Source organism: Paenibacillus sp. CB74 (assembly GCF_055687625.1).
This window is the reverse complement of sequence record NZ_CM146009.1, coordinates 341,252-357,393: the sequence shown is the minus strand read 5'-3', so window position 1 is coordinate 357,393 and position 16,142 is coordinate 341,252. Positions and strand designations below refer to the sequence as shown.

13 protein-coding genes and 1 pseudogene are annotated in these 16,142 nt (G+C 47.0%); 8 read left to right on the top strand and 6 right to left on the bottom strand.

What is annotated here, in order from left to right; genetic code table 11:
- Positions 1–191: 191 nt before the first annotated feature.
- Genes ACX9NY_RS01595 through ACX9NY_RS01585 form a run of 3 tightly spaced genes read right to left on the bottom strand, consistent with a single transcriptional unit; the run spans position 192 to position 1,437 of the window.
- Entirely contained in the window at positions 192–317 is a 126-nt protein-coding gene (locus ACX9NY_RS01595; protein ID WP_339256624.1) for a hypothetical protein, read from the bottom strand.
- 59 nt (positions 318–376) lie between these two features.
- Positions 377–877, bottom strand: coding sequence for a hypothetical protein (locus tag ACX9NY_RS01590; RefSeq protein WP_472476803.1), 501 nt, complete (start codon positions 875–877; stop codon positions 377–379).
- Positions 877–1,437, bottom strand: coding sequence for a hypothetical protein (locus ACX9NY_RS01585; protein WP_472476802.1), 561 nt, complete (start codon positions 1,435–1,437; stop codon positions 877–879). The genes ACX9NY_RS01590 and ACX9NY_RS01585 overlap by 1 nt, the downstream gene beginning before the upstream one ends.
- A gap of 182 nt (positions 1,438–1,619) precedes the next feature.
- Here ACX9NY_RS01585 and ACX9NY_RS01580 point away from each other — a divergent pair, with 182 nt between their 5' ends.
- Both ACX9NY_RS01580 and ACX9NY_RS01575 read left to right on the top strand, forming a co-directional pair.
- Positions 1,620–3,812 carry a sensor histidine kinase gene (locus tag ACX9NY_RS01580; RefSeq protein ID WP_472476801.1) on the top strand — a complete coding sequence of 731 codons (2,193 nt, stop codon included), beginning with the start codon at positions 1,620–1,622 and terminating at the stop codon, positions 3,810–3,812.
- Positions 3,799–4,509, top strand: coding sequence for a response regulator transcription factor (locus tag ACX9NY_RS01575; protein ID WP_339236433.1), 711 nt, complete (start codon positions 3,799–3,801; stop codon positions 4,507–4,509). The genes ACX9NY_RS01580 and ACX9NY_RS01575 overlap by 14 nt, the downstream gene beginning before the upstream one ends.
- Before the next feature lie 194 nt (positions 4,510–4,703).
- Here the strand turns inward: ACX9NY_RS01575 and hcp are convergent, their stop codons facing one another.
- Positions 4,704–5,996 (bottom strand): hydroxylamine reductase, encoded by a 1,293-nt coding sequence (gene hcp, locus ACX9NY_RS01570; protein WP_339236436.1) that lies wholly within the window; start codon positions 5,994–5,996, stop codon positions 4,704–4,706.
- Between the two features lie 312 nt (positions 5,997–6,308).
- Here hcp and ACX9NY_RS01565 point away from each other — a divergent pair, with 312 nt between their 5' ends.
- Positions 6,309–8,960, top strand: coding sequence for a cation-translocating P-type ATPase (locus ACX9NY_RS01565; RefSeq protein ID WP_472476800.1), 2,652 nt, complete (start codon positions 6,309–6,311; stop codon positions 8,958–8,960).
- Positions 8,961–9,028: 68 nt separating this feature from the next.
- Here ACX9NY_RS01565 and ACX9NY_RS01560 read toward each other — a convergent pair whose 3' ends face one another.
- Positions 9,029–9,412 carry a VOC family protein gene (locus tag ACX9NY_RS01560; protein ID WP_472476799.1) on the bottom strand — a complete coding sequence of 128 codons (384 nt, stop codon included), beginning with the start codon at positions 9,410–9,412 and terminating at the stop codon, positions 9,029–9,031.
- Positions 9,413–9,648: 236 nt separating this feature from the next.
- Between ACX9NY_RS01560 and ACX9NY_RS01555 the strand changes: the two genes are divergently transcribed.
- The gene (locus ACX9NY_RS01555; protein ID WP_472476798.1) at positions 9,649–10,989 is read left to right on the top strand and encodes an MFS transporter; all 1,341 of its coding nucleotides are present in this window, start codon (positions 9,649–9,651) and stop codon (positions 10,987–10,989) included.
- Positions 10,990–11,124: 135 nt separating this feature from the next.
- On the opposite strand, the pseudogene ACX9NY_RS01550 reads toward ACX9NY_RS01555, so the two are convergent.
- A pseudogene (locus tag ACX9NY_RS01550) lies at positions 11,125–11,780 on the bottom strand (DUF2625 family protein).
- 104 nt (positions 11,781–11,884) lie between these two features.
- Between ACX9NY_RS01550 and ACX9NY_RS01545 the strand changes: the two are divergent.
- The 4 genes from ACX9NY_RS01545 to ACX9NY_RS01530 all read left to right on the top strand — a co-directional run bounded on the left by ACX9NY_RS01545 (position 11,885) and on the right by ACX9NY_RS01530 (position 16,115).
- Entirely contained in the window at positions 11,885–13,372 is a 1,488-nt protein-coding gene (locus ACX9NY_RS01545; protein ID WP_472476797.1) for a right-handed parallel beta-helix repeat-containing protein, read from the top strand.
- A 276-nt stretch (positions 13,373–13,648) separates the two neighbouring features.
- Positions 13,649–14,863: an MFS transporter gene (locus tag ACX9NY_RS01540; RefSeq protein ID WP_472476796.1), complete on the top strand. Its 1,215-nt coding sequence runs from the start codon at positions 13,649–13,651 to the stop codon at positions 14,861–14,863.
- Positions 14,856–15,419, top strand: a complete 564-nt coding sequence (locus tag ACX9NY_RS01535) for a TetR/AcrR family transcriptional regulator (protein WP_339236452.1) — start codon at positions 14,856–14,858, stop codon at positions 15,417–15,419. The genes ACX9NY_RS01540 and ACX9NY_RS01535 overlap by 8 nt, the downstream gene beginning before the upstream one ends.
- Positions 15,420–15,464: 45 nt before the next feature.
- A complete protein-coding gene (locus ACX9NY_RS01530) occupies positions 15,465–16,115 on the top strand; it encodes a hypothetical protein (RefSeq protein WP_339236454.1) in 651 nt (216 codons plus the stop codon).
- Positions 16,116–16,142 lie beyond the last annotated feature (27 nt).

Here is a 16,142-nt window from a genome sequence, read left to right as displayed (position 1 = left end):
ATCTAACGTTGTACGTTCTTTCATTCATTTGACTTTCTATCATTGTACCATTTTGCATTCCTAGCATAAGATGGGGACCATCAAAACACAAAGAAGAAGCAAGCGCATCACACATGTGTGGTCGGCTTACTTCTTCTCATGGTCTGTTTTTGTTCCTCAGCAGGAAACAGAATGATTGCGGAAAAGGGGGATTACTTCGCGGCGGTGGTGGTGTTCACTCGCAATTGTTCATTCAATTTCAGCACATTTTCAAATTTCGAAATGCGGTTGCCATTCTTGGATCCGTATATGCCTGGGTACACAGGTATCATAGACATGCTCACCTCCTTTCCTGATCATCCGTTGAAAGATTGCGAAATCGATTGCACAATTTCAATTACACCAATGTTTTTATTTTCAGATAAGACAGAAGGGTATCCAGTTCCGCCGTATAGACATGCTCTGTTCTTCCATTTCGTACCTGACTATCCGTCCGTTTGGCGAACTTGCTGTAAAGCCTGTTAATATAATGGTTATCTGCAATGGCATGGAACTGTAGCGCTTGAATATATGGGTTCTCCTCACAGATCCATAACACCACATCCCGAAGTCCTGCAAAAAACACTCTGCTGCTGCGATATTTTTCAGCCAAGATGGCTGAATCAATGAATGCCGTGTGCCTGTCTTCCGTATATCGATACTGAATGAATGCACTCAACTGCCCCTGCTCATCGTCGAATAAAAGCAAATGTGCTTGCTGTACCGTACTTATCAGATGGAGCAAAGCATCATGCAGCATATATTGCTCATCGAACTCATCACTGTTTGTCAGATAAAACCGGGCAAAACGGGCATAATCCTCGTCCTTTAACGTATCGTGGGCCTTGAGTTGCAGCATCAAGACGACTCCACCTTTCCATGTTTCTCCTTCATCCTTGAGTCTCGCTCAAAAGAAGCGAGGTATGAACGAAGCTCTGCAAGCTGCACAACGTAAGCATTCAGCTCCCCTTCTTCACCGATCATGCTTGTAACTTGCTTCGCAATTTTGGAGAATAACCTGTGGTTGGCTTCTTCACTGAGAGCCCAGAACCTAATTTCCTGCACAGGTTCCTCATCCGCATATTCATCCAAGTGTTCCACCAAGAACTGAAGACCCTCGATAAAAATCCTGCTTCGGCGTTGCTCATGTACAATGAAAGCCACCTGAAGCTGAATCACATGTCGATCCTCATAATCATGCTCTCCCGTGCCATGAATATATCCAAACGCACCTGCCACCTCATCCTCATCATCAAAGCATAACATCGCCCCCCCAGCCATAAGCAGTGGGCTGGAAATATAGCTGAGTGTCGTCGAAAAGGAATAGGGCAGATTTAATTCAAGATAATGAGCCAGTAGAAAGTCCATATATCTATGCTGATACATATAGGTTGAACATTTAGCAAAGTAGTGACTCATACGTACGTTCCCTTTCTATTACCGGGTCTTTATCCCTACAAGTTATGTGGTCTATTGTACTCACGTTAGTTTAAGTTTTGTTTAAGTCCGGGAAATTTCGTCAAAAATCTTCTTTCTGCAAACCCGGGAACCATCTATAATAAAAAAATATACGATCTTACCCTGGCCGGAGGTCACCCTAGATGAAGCTTATCCCATCGGCTCGCAGTCTCATCCGCAAACGAACTTTTCTTCTGAGAAGCCTGTTCCTGCTTGTGATTGCTACCGGAATTCTGATGATATATATATCAAAAACAGCCCCATTAACAGCAGTTACAGACCACGCGCTAATCTCCGCAGAACACGGAGTCCTGGATATGTCTGATCGTTCTGACTCCATCTTGCCCAATGTGACTTTGGATGGCGAATGGGAGTTTTACTGGCGTCAACTGTTGGAACCGATTGATTTTCAAGCTGCTGCCCCACCTGTACCTGCCTTTGAACAAGTACCCGAGCCCTGGATATCGTACCAACAGGACAACGATTCATTTCTACCCAATGAAGGCTATGCAACCTACAGACTGCGAATTCTCCTGCCGGATGAGCGATCAAGCAGTCCAACACTCGCCCTTTATTCCAAGAGCATCGCCTCAGCTTACCGAATCTGGATTAATGGTCAACTGCAAGGTGGCAATGGTACTGTTGGCACGGATCATTTCTCCGAGAGTCCAAAAAGTTATCCCAAAGTCATCTATTTCGAATCGCATCCTGGATGGAACGAAATTGTCATTCAAGTGTCCAACTTCTCGCAGCGAAATTCAGGCATCTGGCAGAGCATGGAGCTTGGAACAGCAGAGAATATCTCCTGGCTACGGATTCTTCATATCGCCGCACAGTCAGGTATTGTCGGGATTTTTGGTGTGATGGCATTATATTACGGACTGGTCTACCTAAACCGCAGAAAAGAATTCTCTGCCCTGCTGTACAGTCTGCTCTGTCTGTCCGTGGGTGTACGTACGGTGGTACTTGGTGAATCGACAGCGTTATATCTTCTGCCTGATCTCCCATGGGAGTGGGCGGTCAAAGCCGAATACATATCCGTCGCCCTGACGGCATTATTGCTCATTTTGTTTATTAACAGGGAATATCCCAAGGAATCTGTATCCTGGGTGTCTAAAGTCGGCGGACTTGTTCTGCCGGTTTTTATCCTGTTATTCCTGCTCACACCGGCTCGTGTATATACCTATATTCTGACACCTTTTACATGGGGAGTTCTGTTTCCTTCACTGATCTATACACTCTATATGTATGTCCGATCTGCCTTCAGACGGAGAAAGGGTGCTGGCACCAGTATGATCGGTTTTGTGTTTTTCATGGCCTTTGCCCTGAATGATATGCTCTTCTACACGGTCCATTTACCCACGGAGGACATGCTCTCCATCGGGTTGCTTATTTTTCTGTTAACCCAGGCGTATAATCTGTCTTCCCGCTTCTCGCGAGCATTACGGCAAAAGGAACAACTGTCCCTACAGCTTCAACGAACGAACCAAAGGCTGGAACGAACCGTGGAGGAGCGAACCCGTTCATTGCGGCAAAGCAATGCAGAGCTTCAGGAAGCTAACCAGAAGATGGCTGAATTCGAGTTGTTCCGTGTTCGGCTCCTGTCTAACATCTCTCATGAGCTGAGCACACCGATCACATCCATTAAGGGTTTCGCCAAAGCGTTGCGAGATGGCATTATTACGACCGAAGCACCTAAGTATGTGAACCGGATTTACACACGTTCCCTCCTACTCGAACGAATGATCCATGATCTGATTGAGCTTACGAAGCTGGAGACCAACCAGGTGCAGTTTCAGATGCAGGACCTTCATTTGCTCTCATTCGTGCAGGAATTGTTCCAAAAATATGAAGCAGACGTAGAGACGCAAGGTATCCATTACCATCTGAATCTGCCTGTGGAATCAAACTTCGGGGACATGGACTCCGGTGGTTGGATCGTGAAACTGGATCCCATTCGAATCGAACAGGTGCTGTCCAATCTGATCTCGAATGCACTGCGATTCACGCCTCAGTCCGGCACGATCTGTGTGCGTCTTCATCTTGAGGAAACACCCCTAACAGAAACAGGATGGACCGCCTGCATCTGTGTTGAGGATACGGGCACGGGCATTCCGCCGGAGTGGCAGGAACGAATCTTTGAACGTTTTGAACAAGCCAGTCAGCAGATTGGAGTTGAACACAGGGGTTCAGGGCTGGGGCTCGCCATCTGCAAAGAAATTATGTATTATCACAATGGAGAGATTGGGGTAACCAGTGAGCCAGGTTCAGGCAGTCAGTTCTGTTTTCGGTTACCCGCCTGGAGAGGAAGGTTGCCGGAAGATGACATACACTGAGGAGCGCCGACGCATTCTAATTGTGGAGGATGATATTGATATCGCAGATCTGGTCACGATCTATCTGCATAATCAGAACTACATAACTCATGTAGCGCATACGCTTGAAGAAGCTACGAAGCTGCTGGAACAGCGACGCCCTGATCTCATTTTGTGTGATATCATGCTGCCTGACGGAACAGGCACCGACTGGATACGAGGGCTTCGGAAGAGTGCTGATCTGCCTGTCATTTTTCTCAGCAGCCGGCAGGAAACCGAGGATATCGTTCAAGGGCTGGAACTGGGGGATGATTATATAACCAAACCGTTCGATCCGGATATTATGGTCGCCAGGGTCAAAAAAAGACTACGACCTGCACCCTCCACATCTGAAAACATGGTTGCCTCTGGTGAGAACGTATGGCGTGACGGCTGGCTCGATCTGCATTTTGGCCGCTTTGAAGTCCGGGTCAACGGCAAAGAGATTAGCTTACCTGCTAAAGAACTGCAACTACTGTTCCTCATGGCAAGTCGTCCAGGGCACGTTTTTAGTACAGACTACCTTTTTGAACGCATATGGGGGCTGGATAACTGGAGTGATGTTCGCACGGTCATGGTGCACCTTCATCACCTGAGACGCAAAATTGAGGATACCTCCAGTACCCATCGCTACATTATCACCGTTCGAGGGATCGGCTACAAATTCCAGGCACGGTAAGATGGAGCGTAGCAGCCCTATGTAGTTCACTTAATAGACCTGCTACATCCGTTAAACGAGAACAGAGGGCTACCCTATAAAGTCATGTTATGACTTTGTAGGGTAGCCCTCTTCACCTTTCCAAGTTTTACATGGTAAATAATCCATTACCAGGCCCACTAAGACCCCTCGCCTCATATTCCAATGAACTTAACTTATGATAATGCCAACATCGCGTTCATATCTTCTTCTGCCGTTGTAATTAACTTCAGACCAAACATATCCACGAGTACATCCAAGACCCCTTCGGATATGAATTCAGGCGGTTTCGGTCCAATCCGAATATCCTGAATGCCGAGGCTGAACAGGCCGAGCAGGATCGCAACTGCTTTTTGCTCAAACCAGGACAGCACGATGCTGACCGGTAATTCGTTGACGGTACAGCCAAAGGCATCCGCCAAAGCCAATGCAATTTTCACCGTAGAACCGGAATTATTGCATTGACCCAGATCGATATAACGCGGGATACCCGTGTCTCCAACCGTACCGTAATCCACATCGTTGAAGCGGAACTTGCCACAAGACGTGGTCAGAATCACAGTATCATTCGGTAATGATGTCGCGAGTTCACGATAGTAGTTGCCCCCTTTACCGGGTGCATCACAGCCTGCAATGACAAAGAATCGACGGATATGGCCGTCTTTCACCGCTTGAATGATCTCAGGCGCAAGCCCGATCACGGTTTCATGGTGGTATCCTGTCGTTAAGACTTGCTCCGACTGTACATCAGCCGCAGGCAGTGACAATGCACGCTCAATCAGAGGTGAGAAGTCATCATCCATAATCTTGGCCACACCCTCCAGACCCGCCACTTCATACGAGAAAAAGCGATCTGCATATGTTCCTTTGATCGGCATGACACAGTTGGTCGTTGCGAGAATAGCACCCGGGAATTGTTCAAAGAGTCTTCTTTGATCGTACCAGGCTTTACCGATATTGCCCTTCAGATGTGCATACTTCTTCAGTGCCGGATAACCGTGCGCAGGTAACATTTCCGAGTGGGTATAGATGTTGATTCCTTTCCCTTCGGTTTGACGAAGCAGCTCCTCCAATGCATACAGATTATGTCCCGTCACCACGATACACTGTCCTTCGATCTGGTTCTGGCTAACCGTAATCGGTTGCGGTACACCAAAGCGGTCCGTATGCGCACGATCCAGCACGTCCATAATGCGGATTGCTGCATTACCTACCTTCATCGCCATATCCAGATGTTCCTGCACATTAAAATTCGAGTTCGTTAATGTCATATATAATGCCTCATGTGTAATTCGATCCACCTCAGGATCAGAATATCCCAACTGGCGTGCGTGTGTCGCATAAGCAGCGATTCCTTTTAACGCAAAGATCATCGTATCCTGCAAACTCGCGATTGTTTCGTTTTTGCCGCAAACCCCTACCACGGTACACCCGCCACTCGGCGTCTGTTCGCATTGATAACAAAACATATGGATTCCCCTCCAAACTTAGATTAAAACGCCCTTCGTTATGTAATAGCGTAACAGACCCGAATATGCGCTAGTGTGATGGTGCACACAGTTTTTGCTCTAGCTCTATATTGTTTTTGTAGACCATCATGCACACTGGAAATAATAATATTCGAAAAAAGGCATATCTCGGATCATTATGAAAAATACTGTGTACAGCTAAAAATCGTATATCATCCATAATCTTAAAAAAATACGGAAATGAAACGATTCTAGATTTTGCCCGTAAGGGTAATACACAGAGAGAAATCTACTATTCAAGGAGCTGGTCAATTGCAACATTATAGACACAGTGCGGAGGAAACCCTTCAGGATGTACAGAGTTCCTCTAAGGGACTCACAACCTCCGAAGCTGCAAAGAGACTTGAAACCGAAGGATATAACGAATTAAAAGGGAAAGATGCAACACCTGTCTGGAAATTGTTCCTTGAAAATTTCAAAGATCCGATGGTCATCGTGCTGCTGATTGCAGCTGCGGTACAGGTTGTACTTGGACACCTGATTGAATCGTTGATCATATTCCTGGTTATTTTGCTTAACGCGGTAATCAGTGTAGTTCAGACCAAAAAAGCCGAGAGTTCGCTTGACGCATTAAAACAAATGTCTGCGCCCGAAGCCAAAGTCATTCGTGACGGGCAGAAAAAAACCATTCCGGCGAGGGAACTCGTTCCCGGTGATATTGTTATGTTGGATGCAGGTGATTATGTCCCGGCTGACGGGCGTATCCTGGAGTCAGGAAGTCTGAAAATCAACGAGGGTATGCTGACCGGAGAATCCGAAGCTGCGGAAAAACACGCGGACACCATCCCGAATGAAGCTCCAATCGGAGATCGTCGTAATATGGCCTTCAGTGGTTCACTGGTCGTATATGGACGAGGCATGCTCGTTATTACAGGTACGGCTCTCAAGACGGAAATTGGTAAAATTGCCGAACTGATCGAAAATGCCGAAGCCAAGAACACGCCGTTACAGCGCAAGTTGGAATCATTCAGCAAAAAACTGGGCTTTTTCATCCTGGGGTTGTCGATTCTCATCTTTGGCATAGAAGCCGGTCGTGTATGGTTGACCGAAGGTACGGAGAATATCGGGCCATCCATCGTAAATGCACTGATGTTTGCTGTAGCTGTTGCGGTTGCTGCCATTCCAGAGGCACTTTCCTCCATTGTGACGATCGTATTGTCACTCGGAACCAATAAGATGGCCAAACAACATGCGATCATTCGCAGACTGCCTGCCGTGGAAGCACTCGGTTCTGCCAGCATCATCTGTACGGATAAAACAGGAACACTAACTCAGAATAAGATGACGGTTGTGGATTATTACATTCCCCATGGCACCAAGGAAGAATTCCCCGATGATCCCGATCAGTGGTCGGAGGAGGAACGACGTCTGTTACATATTGCAGTGCTCTGCAATGATTCGAATATTAACCAGGAAGGCAAGGAACTGGGAGATCCAACCGAAGTGGCACTCATTGCCTTCAGCAACCGGGTGAACAAGGATTACAATGAAATCCGTGACCAGTTCCCGCGTGAAGCCGAGCTTCCTTTTGACTCGGATCGAAAGCTCATGAGTACCGTTCATACCTTTGAGGGACAGACGGCTTTGCTAACTAAAGGTGGACCAGATGTACTGTTCAGTCGCTGTAGCCATGTGTTTATCAATGGTGAAGTTCAGCCCCTCACACCCGAGATTCGCACACAATTTGAAGAGAAAAATGAGGCCTTCTCCAAACGTGCCTTCCGCGTACTGGCCTATGCGTACAAAAAATTTGATGACAAAAACCAGGTCACCATTGATGACGAGCATGATCTGACACTGGTTGGTCTGACAGCGATGATTGACCCGCCGCGTGAAGCGGTATACGGGTCGATTGAAGAGTCCAAAAAAGCGGGCATTCGCACCATCATGATCACCGGAGATCACAAAACGACGGCTCAGGCCATCGGTGTGGATATCGGCCTTGCCGAACCGGATGATCTCGCCATTACCGGCGCCGAACTGGACAAAATGTCCGATGAAGAGCTGGATCAACAACTTGAACACATCTCGGTATACGCCAGAGTATCACCTGAGAACAAAATCCGGATTGTGCGTGCATGGCAGCGCAAAGGCAAGGTTGCAGCGATGACCGGAGATGGAGTCAATGACGCACCTGCGCTGAAACAGGCCGACATCGGCGTAGCGATGGGTAGCGGAACGGATGTCGCCAAGGATGCTGCTGCCATGATTCTGACGGATGATAACTTTGTCTCCATTGTGAATGCAGTCAGTGTTGGGCGGATGGTATTTGATAATATCAAAAAAGCGATCGCTTACCTGTTCGCGGGTAATCTCGGTGCTATTATCGCGATTTTGTTTGCTCTGGTGGTTGGCTGGGTGAATCCGTTCACGGCCCTTCAACTGCTGTTCATCAATCTGGTGAACGACTCCCTGCCTGCCATCGCTTTGGGCACAGAAAAGCCCGAGCCAGATGTCATGCGGCGTAAACCACGCGATATTAACGAAGGCATCTTCGCAGGCGGAACCCTGCAAGCGGTCATTACGCGTGGTGTCCTGATTGGTGCGGCTGTAATCGTATCTCAATATATCGGGCTTGGCATCTCGGAGGAAATCAGCGTAGCTATGGCCTTCACCACCTTGATTCTGGCACGCAGTCTGCAAACTTTTGCAGCACGTTCCAATACACAAACCATCTTCCAGGTGGGCTTCATGACCAATAAATTTGTGCTTGGTTCCATTCTGGTATGTCTCTGTCTCTATGCAATCACACTGATTCCAGGTGTTCGCGGCGTCTTCGCTATCCCGGATACATTCGGTTGGAATGAGTTCCTGATTGCAGGCGGACTCGCTCTTGTTGCCGTCATTCTGATGGATGTCATCAAGTGGGTTCGCAATCGCGGCAAACAAGTTACTGCGGCATAAGCTCTTCAGATATCGTACGTATGCACAAACAGGCGCCCGTGATCGGAGCGCCTGTTTCTGTATCAAATTCACCCCTGTTTGATGCCAAAAGCGATCCATCGTCCATCAATATCCTCGATCACAAACTCTTTGTTATTATAGTCTGTATGATTGAGGGCACGTACGATCTTCACATCTGCGTTGATCAATTCCTGTTGAAGCTCTTCCTGATTCTTGGTAATAAAATAGGCATCATATCCGTAACCATATAATTCTCTGTTGGGTATTACCTTTTGTCCATTGCTTTGGGTTAAAATAATCTCGGTAAGATCACGATAAAGACAGATATGAGGTTCGGCTGCATTGAGATATTCGACCACACGAAAGCCCATCTTTTTTTCATAAAATTGTGCTGTTCGCTTCATATCCAACGTCGGAAATACTCTGTGGGACATTAATAGTAAGTGATCCATACTGTAAACTCCTTATAAAATAATCAATCTAGTTATGTATTCCAACCATCATTTTACCCAATTTAAGGGAACTAGTCTATAAATTAAAACTCTGCATTACATAAATTCAACTGATATTCAGTATGACATTATTGCCATATAATAAAATGAAGTGTAAAATGATATATTGCTTTTCATCACATTTTCATCCATGCTCAATCCGAATTCACATTCATAGATAAGACAGGAATGGTCACGTGAAAGATAAAATTGTCATGCCACTCTGGACGTGCTGCTTGTTCATCGTTGTGATGAACACCACCATGTTCAATGTTTCATTGCCCGTCATTATTCATGATCTACAGATTACCTCAGACCTGGGTTCCTGGGTCATCTCAAGTTATTCCATTGGTTACGCCCTGTCAACGGTGATATACAGTCGATTATCAGACCGAATTCCGGTACGCAAACTGCTCACGGTCGGGCTTCTGATCCTGGGGTTATCTTCATTGCTGGGGTTGTTCGCACATAACTTCGCAATCCTGTTGCTCACACGCATTCTGCAATCTGCAGGTGCAGGGGTGATGGCTGGTCTGGGTCTCGTCATCGCGAGTCGTTACATCCCGGTGGAACGGCGTGGAGCTGCCATCGCACTCATCTCATCAGGCAGCGCCATGGCTTTTGGACTTGGCCCCATTGTCGGCGGACTTATTAGTGAGTACTGGGGCTGGAACGGACTTTTTGCCATAACCGTGCTTGTCCTGCTCGCCCTGCCTGTCCTGCTCTATTTTCTACCACCTGAATCCGTCAAAACGGATCAGCCGTTTGATGTTATTGGTGCCATACTAACCGTCATTAATGCAACTACACTTCTCGTCGCGATCACCCAGCAGTCCTGGTTATGGTTAGCTATTGGCGTTATTTCACTTGTAGCACACCTCCTGTATATTCGGAAAGCGAGTCTTCCGTTTGTGAATCCACAAGTGTTTCGAACACCAGGATACACCCGCTTAATTCTTATAGGATTCTGCGTGCTGGTCGTGAATCTGGGCAATCTGTTCTTGATGCCGCTTGTGCTCGCAGATCTCTATGGACGCTCATCGCTCGCCATCGGTTTGCTGATTGCTCCAGGAGCCATTGTTGCAGCATTCTGCACCCGTTTCGTCGGCCGCTGGATCGACCGTTATGGCAATATGCGGTTTATGATCATCGGACACATCCTGCTCGCAGCGGTACTTGCCTTATTCATGCTCGGACTGGATCAATCCGCCCTGATCATTACCAGTGGTTATCTCTTTTTCTCACCGGCACTCTCGGCATCTATGGCTTCATTGAATAATGAAGCTTCACGTGTGCTGCCCAAATCACAGATTGGTTCAGGAATGGGCATGTTACAATTGATTCAGTTCTTCGGTGGATCGGTATCTGTAGCGGTATGCGGGTTGCTGTTGCACAGCATTCCGGGAGTATCAGTAGAGGAAGCTTATCATGTGGTATACGCTTGTCTGTTGCTCGTCTGCGTTGTTTCACTGGGTCTGACCGTCTGGCATAGCAGAGCTTCACGCTCTGGCATGGAACCTCTTGCATCCGGTAGTTAAATTGTTCAACAGAGAAAGGCTCGCGCCTTAGCGCGAGCCTTTTTACGAATTCGGACAGGAGGTTTCAGTTTCAAAAATGAGTATGCATTCCATGAAATAGCCACCACTCCTTATCCTTCTCAAGCAGCATGCCGACTATTTCCCATCCAGGGCTGACTTCCAGGCCTCCATGATGCTAATTGGGGATTTGCTACTGCTCTCGCCGCCACCTTCCTTGGTCCAAAGTGGTGGATAATATGCAAATACTTGTCCCGTCTGGAGCTGTGCCATATCCTCCTGCAACCTTTCCAGCGAAACGTCTGATAGAACTGCCCCAGATCGCCATCCGCCAGCCAGTTAATGAACTCTGAATATGTCAGTTCTGTCGATTCCCATTCAAGTGTATCCGGTGCAAAATAATAGATATGTCCCGTACGGCCATACTTGCCTGTATCCAGTCCGAAGAAACCACCTGCCGCATCATATGCGACGATCATCATACCTTCCAGAACATCTACCCAAGGTTGCTCACTCACACCATTCCAACTGGTGAGGCTTCCATATGTACTGTCACCACCCGCACCAAGCAGCGTGATCCAGCCATGGTCAAGTACGATACCTTCTGTCTCATAAGCAACAACTCCCAAATAGGATTTCGTACTTATTTGCAGACGATAGAGGGTATCCTCTCCCGCCTCCTGCTTTGCTGGAACATACACATATGTATTTTGCCCGCTATCCAGAAGTTCCTTGAGTTCTTCCCATGCGTGATTCTCCCGATCTACTAATTCAGCTACAGTTAATGTATTCATGAGCAGTCTCCTCCCTGATTTGATAAAAAGCATATCATGGCTTATTAACCCGTTCAAATCTGCTATAATCTAGCTTCGCAGGTAAATACAAAGGAGGAACAACTTTGATTCGTACAGTTTTGCTGATTATGCCGATTCTACTGTTATTCGCATCTGGTTGTCAGGACCGCACCCAGTCCATGAAGACACCCGTTTCTGTTCAAAAGTTGGATCCTCAGGTCATCCATTACATATCCCCCCATGGAAACGACGCGAATAAAGGAACCCTTCAATCTCCGTGGAAAACGTTACAGCACGCAGCCGACCATGCTTCGCCAGGAAGTACGATCTATTTGCGTGAAGGTGTCTATCATCAGAAAGTCAAAATCACCCGGAGCGGCCATTCCTCCGGTAATCCGACCCTATTTGCCAGCTATCCGCAAGAGAATGTCGTCATTGATGGAGAAGGCCTCGCTGTTCGAGGCATCGAAGGACTGATTGAAATTGAGAATGCCAGTTATATCACCATTCAAAACCTCGAAATTCGTAACTTCACGACCACTCTGGGGGGCCAGGTTCCAACCGGGATCTATGTCCACGGGGCAGGTGAGCATATTCAGTTGTTGGGTAACACCATACACGCGATCGCTAGTTACGCACCTCCTGAGGGTCCCAATTTGAGGGGCAGGGATGCCCACGGTATTGCCCTATATGGTACAGAGCACCCTCAAGCATTACGCGATATCATCATTAAGGATAATGAATTGTATGATCTTACCCTTGGTTCCAGTGAGTCACTTGCAGTCAACGGCAATGTCGATACCTTTGCCATACAGAACAATATCATCCATGATTCCGACAACATTGGTATTGATCTGATCGGGTATGAGGGTACGTCCGAAGACGACACGTACGATCAGGCTCGGAACGGCATTGTACGAGGCAACGAAGTATACGATATTACGTCCAATAACAATCCCTCCTATGGAACTGACCTGCCCAATGATAGCAACTCGGCTGGTGGCATCTATGTCGATGGCGGGAAAGATCATATCATCGACCAGAACCGGGTATACAGGAACGACATCGGAATTGAGATAGCCTCAGAGCATGCCGGGCGTTCAACCAGCAACATTACCGTGCGGGATAACCTGATCTATTCCAACCGATTGACGGGCATTGCCATGGGAGGTTATGACGATGAACGTGGAGCTACCGAGGATAGCAAGATTATGTACAATACGCTTGTAGGGAATGACACCCTGAATGCAGGCAATGGACAGTTATTCATGCAGTCACGGACGAAGAACAATACGTTCATGCGCAATATTCTCGTATCGGGCAGCTCGGAAGTCCTGATATACAATGAATATACAACCAATACCGGCAATATGTTTGACTATAATGTCTATTACTCACCAGGAGAGCAGGAAGATGCCCTGTGGGTTTGGAAAAATAAGGCCTACTCCGGCATCGCCGCCTACCTAAAGGGATCTGGTAACGATGCACACTCCATATATGTGGATCCGGCATTTATGAATGAACCGAGCGAAGATTTCCGCCTTCATGCGAATTCTCCAGCGAAGTCGTATGGCTACCTTGCTCCGCGGTAACGTTAATCTGATGCTATTCCAGTGGAATTAGCCCCTCCTATTTTCACACCAATTAAAGAAGCCTGTGTTGTGTGGGATCACTTCCCCATATGCACAGGCTTCTTTTCGTTTCTTTTGATACAATCTAGCTCTTAACTTCTTACCATATAGGCTGAATCTCACCTGCACCAAAAAAATCATGTTTGCATATCGAAACGCACTTTACAATCTGACCATCGTCAGGTAAAATCATTTCAACATGTCGGCCGACAGAGATCAGTATACATGGAGGATCCTATGAGCACTTCGACTACCAGCCCTACACCTCAGCAACTCTGGGGAAGATCATTTATTTTCATCATGTTAGCCAACGCACTATTGTTTATGGCCTTTGAAATGTTACTCCCCACCTTGCCTTTGTTTGTCTCAAGTCTTGGTGGCGAAGCCTCCCAAATTGGGCTTGTTACCGGCGTATTTATGTTTTCCGCCATCTTGATTCGCCCCTTCACATCTGTTTTGGCAGCTCGAATAGATAAAAAATATCTGTTGATTATCGGTATCACTATCTGTGCATTAATGACAGGTGCATACTACCTATCGTCAGGTATTTGGATGATTCTTCTATTTCGAGTGATCCACGGATTCGGATTTGGTTTGGCAACGACATATTTTGCAACGATTGCCACTGAAAACATACCAAGAGATCGTCGGGGAGAAGGTATGGGCTATTTTGGCGTAGGCGAGACCGTCGCCATATCCATCGGTCCCTTGATTGGTACCAGTCTGTTGTTTAAGTGTGACTATCAGAGCCTGTTTATGGGAGGCATGTGCATTTTGCTGCTAGCTCTCCTGATGGCCGTGTTTGTTTCCAGAAAGCCCAAGGGGTTACCTAATCACGAAAACGTCAAACTTCCAGCTGCAACCGTCAAGTTGATCGAAAAGAAAGTACTGTTCCCTTCGCTGCTGATCATGCTGGTTGGCATTGCAGCCGGCTCCATCATGTCCTTTGTGGCTTTATTTGCCGCCGAGAGAGGATTCAACAATGTCGCCTGGTTTTTCTTTATCGTTGCTATCGCCAGTTTCACTGTTCGGTTGTTCTCTGGGAAAATGTTTGATCGACACGGTCCAGGCTCCGTGTTGTTGCCTTCTGCGGTGTTTGCAATCGCAGGACTGTTGGTTCTAATTATCGCCCAACATGATGTGCAATTCCTGATCGCTGGCGCGTTATACGGCTTTGGCTTCGGTGCCATATTCCCGGCGATTCAGACCTGGTGTGTGAACCTTGTGGAGGAACATGAGCATGAAAATGCGATGGCTTCCTTCTTTAATTTTTTTGACCTCGGGATTGGCGGTGGTTCGTTGATCCTTGGCGTGGTGGCTTCTGTATTTTCCTATACAGTGGTGTACGCTATCGCTATAGGCATTTTTGTGGTATATATCTTGTTATATTTGGTATACTCCCAAAAACAGCAGAGGTATACCGCTCGCCAACTGGAGGTAGACATTGAGTAAAAAACGAATCAAGGAAATTGCCATTCAACATTTTAATCGTCTGGGTTATGAGGGGACCAAGATGGCGCAGATTGCCGAAGAAGCAGGCATCCGCAAGCAATCTCTGGCCTATCACTATTCATCCAAAAAAGCGTTATTGCTGGAGTTATACGAGGAAGTTGTGCAGGAGGAACAGCAGTTTGTACGCCAATTTTTCAGTGAGTCTGTTACCCAAACTCTGGATCAGCAGCTGTACGCCTTTTTGCATGAACACAAAAATCGTTTCCTGACCCATCCAAACGTGGCTTTTATGTATATCCTGTCGTTCATCACACCACTGGAGGTACATGATTTTGTGTTGGCCCAATATCGAACGTATCTCGGGACACTGAAGGAAGAGTTAGCAGCCGTCTTTACCAAACATCCGGATATACGCCTCAGTTCGGAAGAAGCCACCGTGGCCTTTGTGACCATGATGGATGGATTGGACGTACAGCTCGTATATGAGACACGGCAATCTTATGAACAAGCGCTGGCGATCACTTGGAATGTCTTCTGGTCAGGCATCCAGCGCTAACCAATGGATACGATGAAACTACACAAGTAGGAGGAATCAGACAACATGCAACAACTGGATGCGGCCTTAAGCCGTTTTGTGGAACAGCAGGATTTATATAATGAAGCTTACGGGCTTTTCAAAAATCATGATCTTCGTCCGCGCAAACACCATCACCAGCCGGAAGTAGATACACGAATACCGCTTTCACCGGAACTTCAATACCTGTACAGTCATTATGAAATGATGGATGCAGACGCTGAAGGTACACTCAAAATGAAAAATGCCGCCGTCGAGATCGGTGATGCCGCATTGATCTTCTTTGTTGCACCTGAACATCTGCTTCGTCAGCAACTGGGGTTCCGCTGGATTGGCATGAATGAACCTTATGAGGAGTCCTCCACTTGGCCAAAAAATCATGTCGTCATCGCAAACTTTAACGATGATCCTTTAATTGTGGATGTGGAAGCACCGCACTCTCCCGTATATGCCGCTTTTACAGGTGGAGAACCAAACCGTGTTGCCGATTCGCTGTCTGACTTTTTCAATGCACTAGCCATTCTCATTGAAGCGGCACGGAGCTATGCTGGAGAATTGAAAGATGAAGAAACCTATGAGACCAAGCCAGAGGTTCTGGAACAAGTGGAGCCTTTATTGCAGGATCTGTTGGGAGAAGAATATACTGCTCATCTCTTCGAGTATCTGTCATTTTGTTAAACCGTTGAATTGAAGAAATTGGAGGGG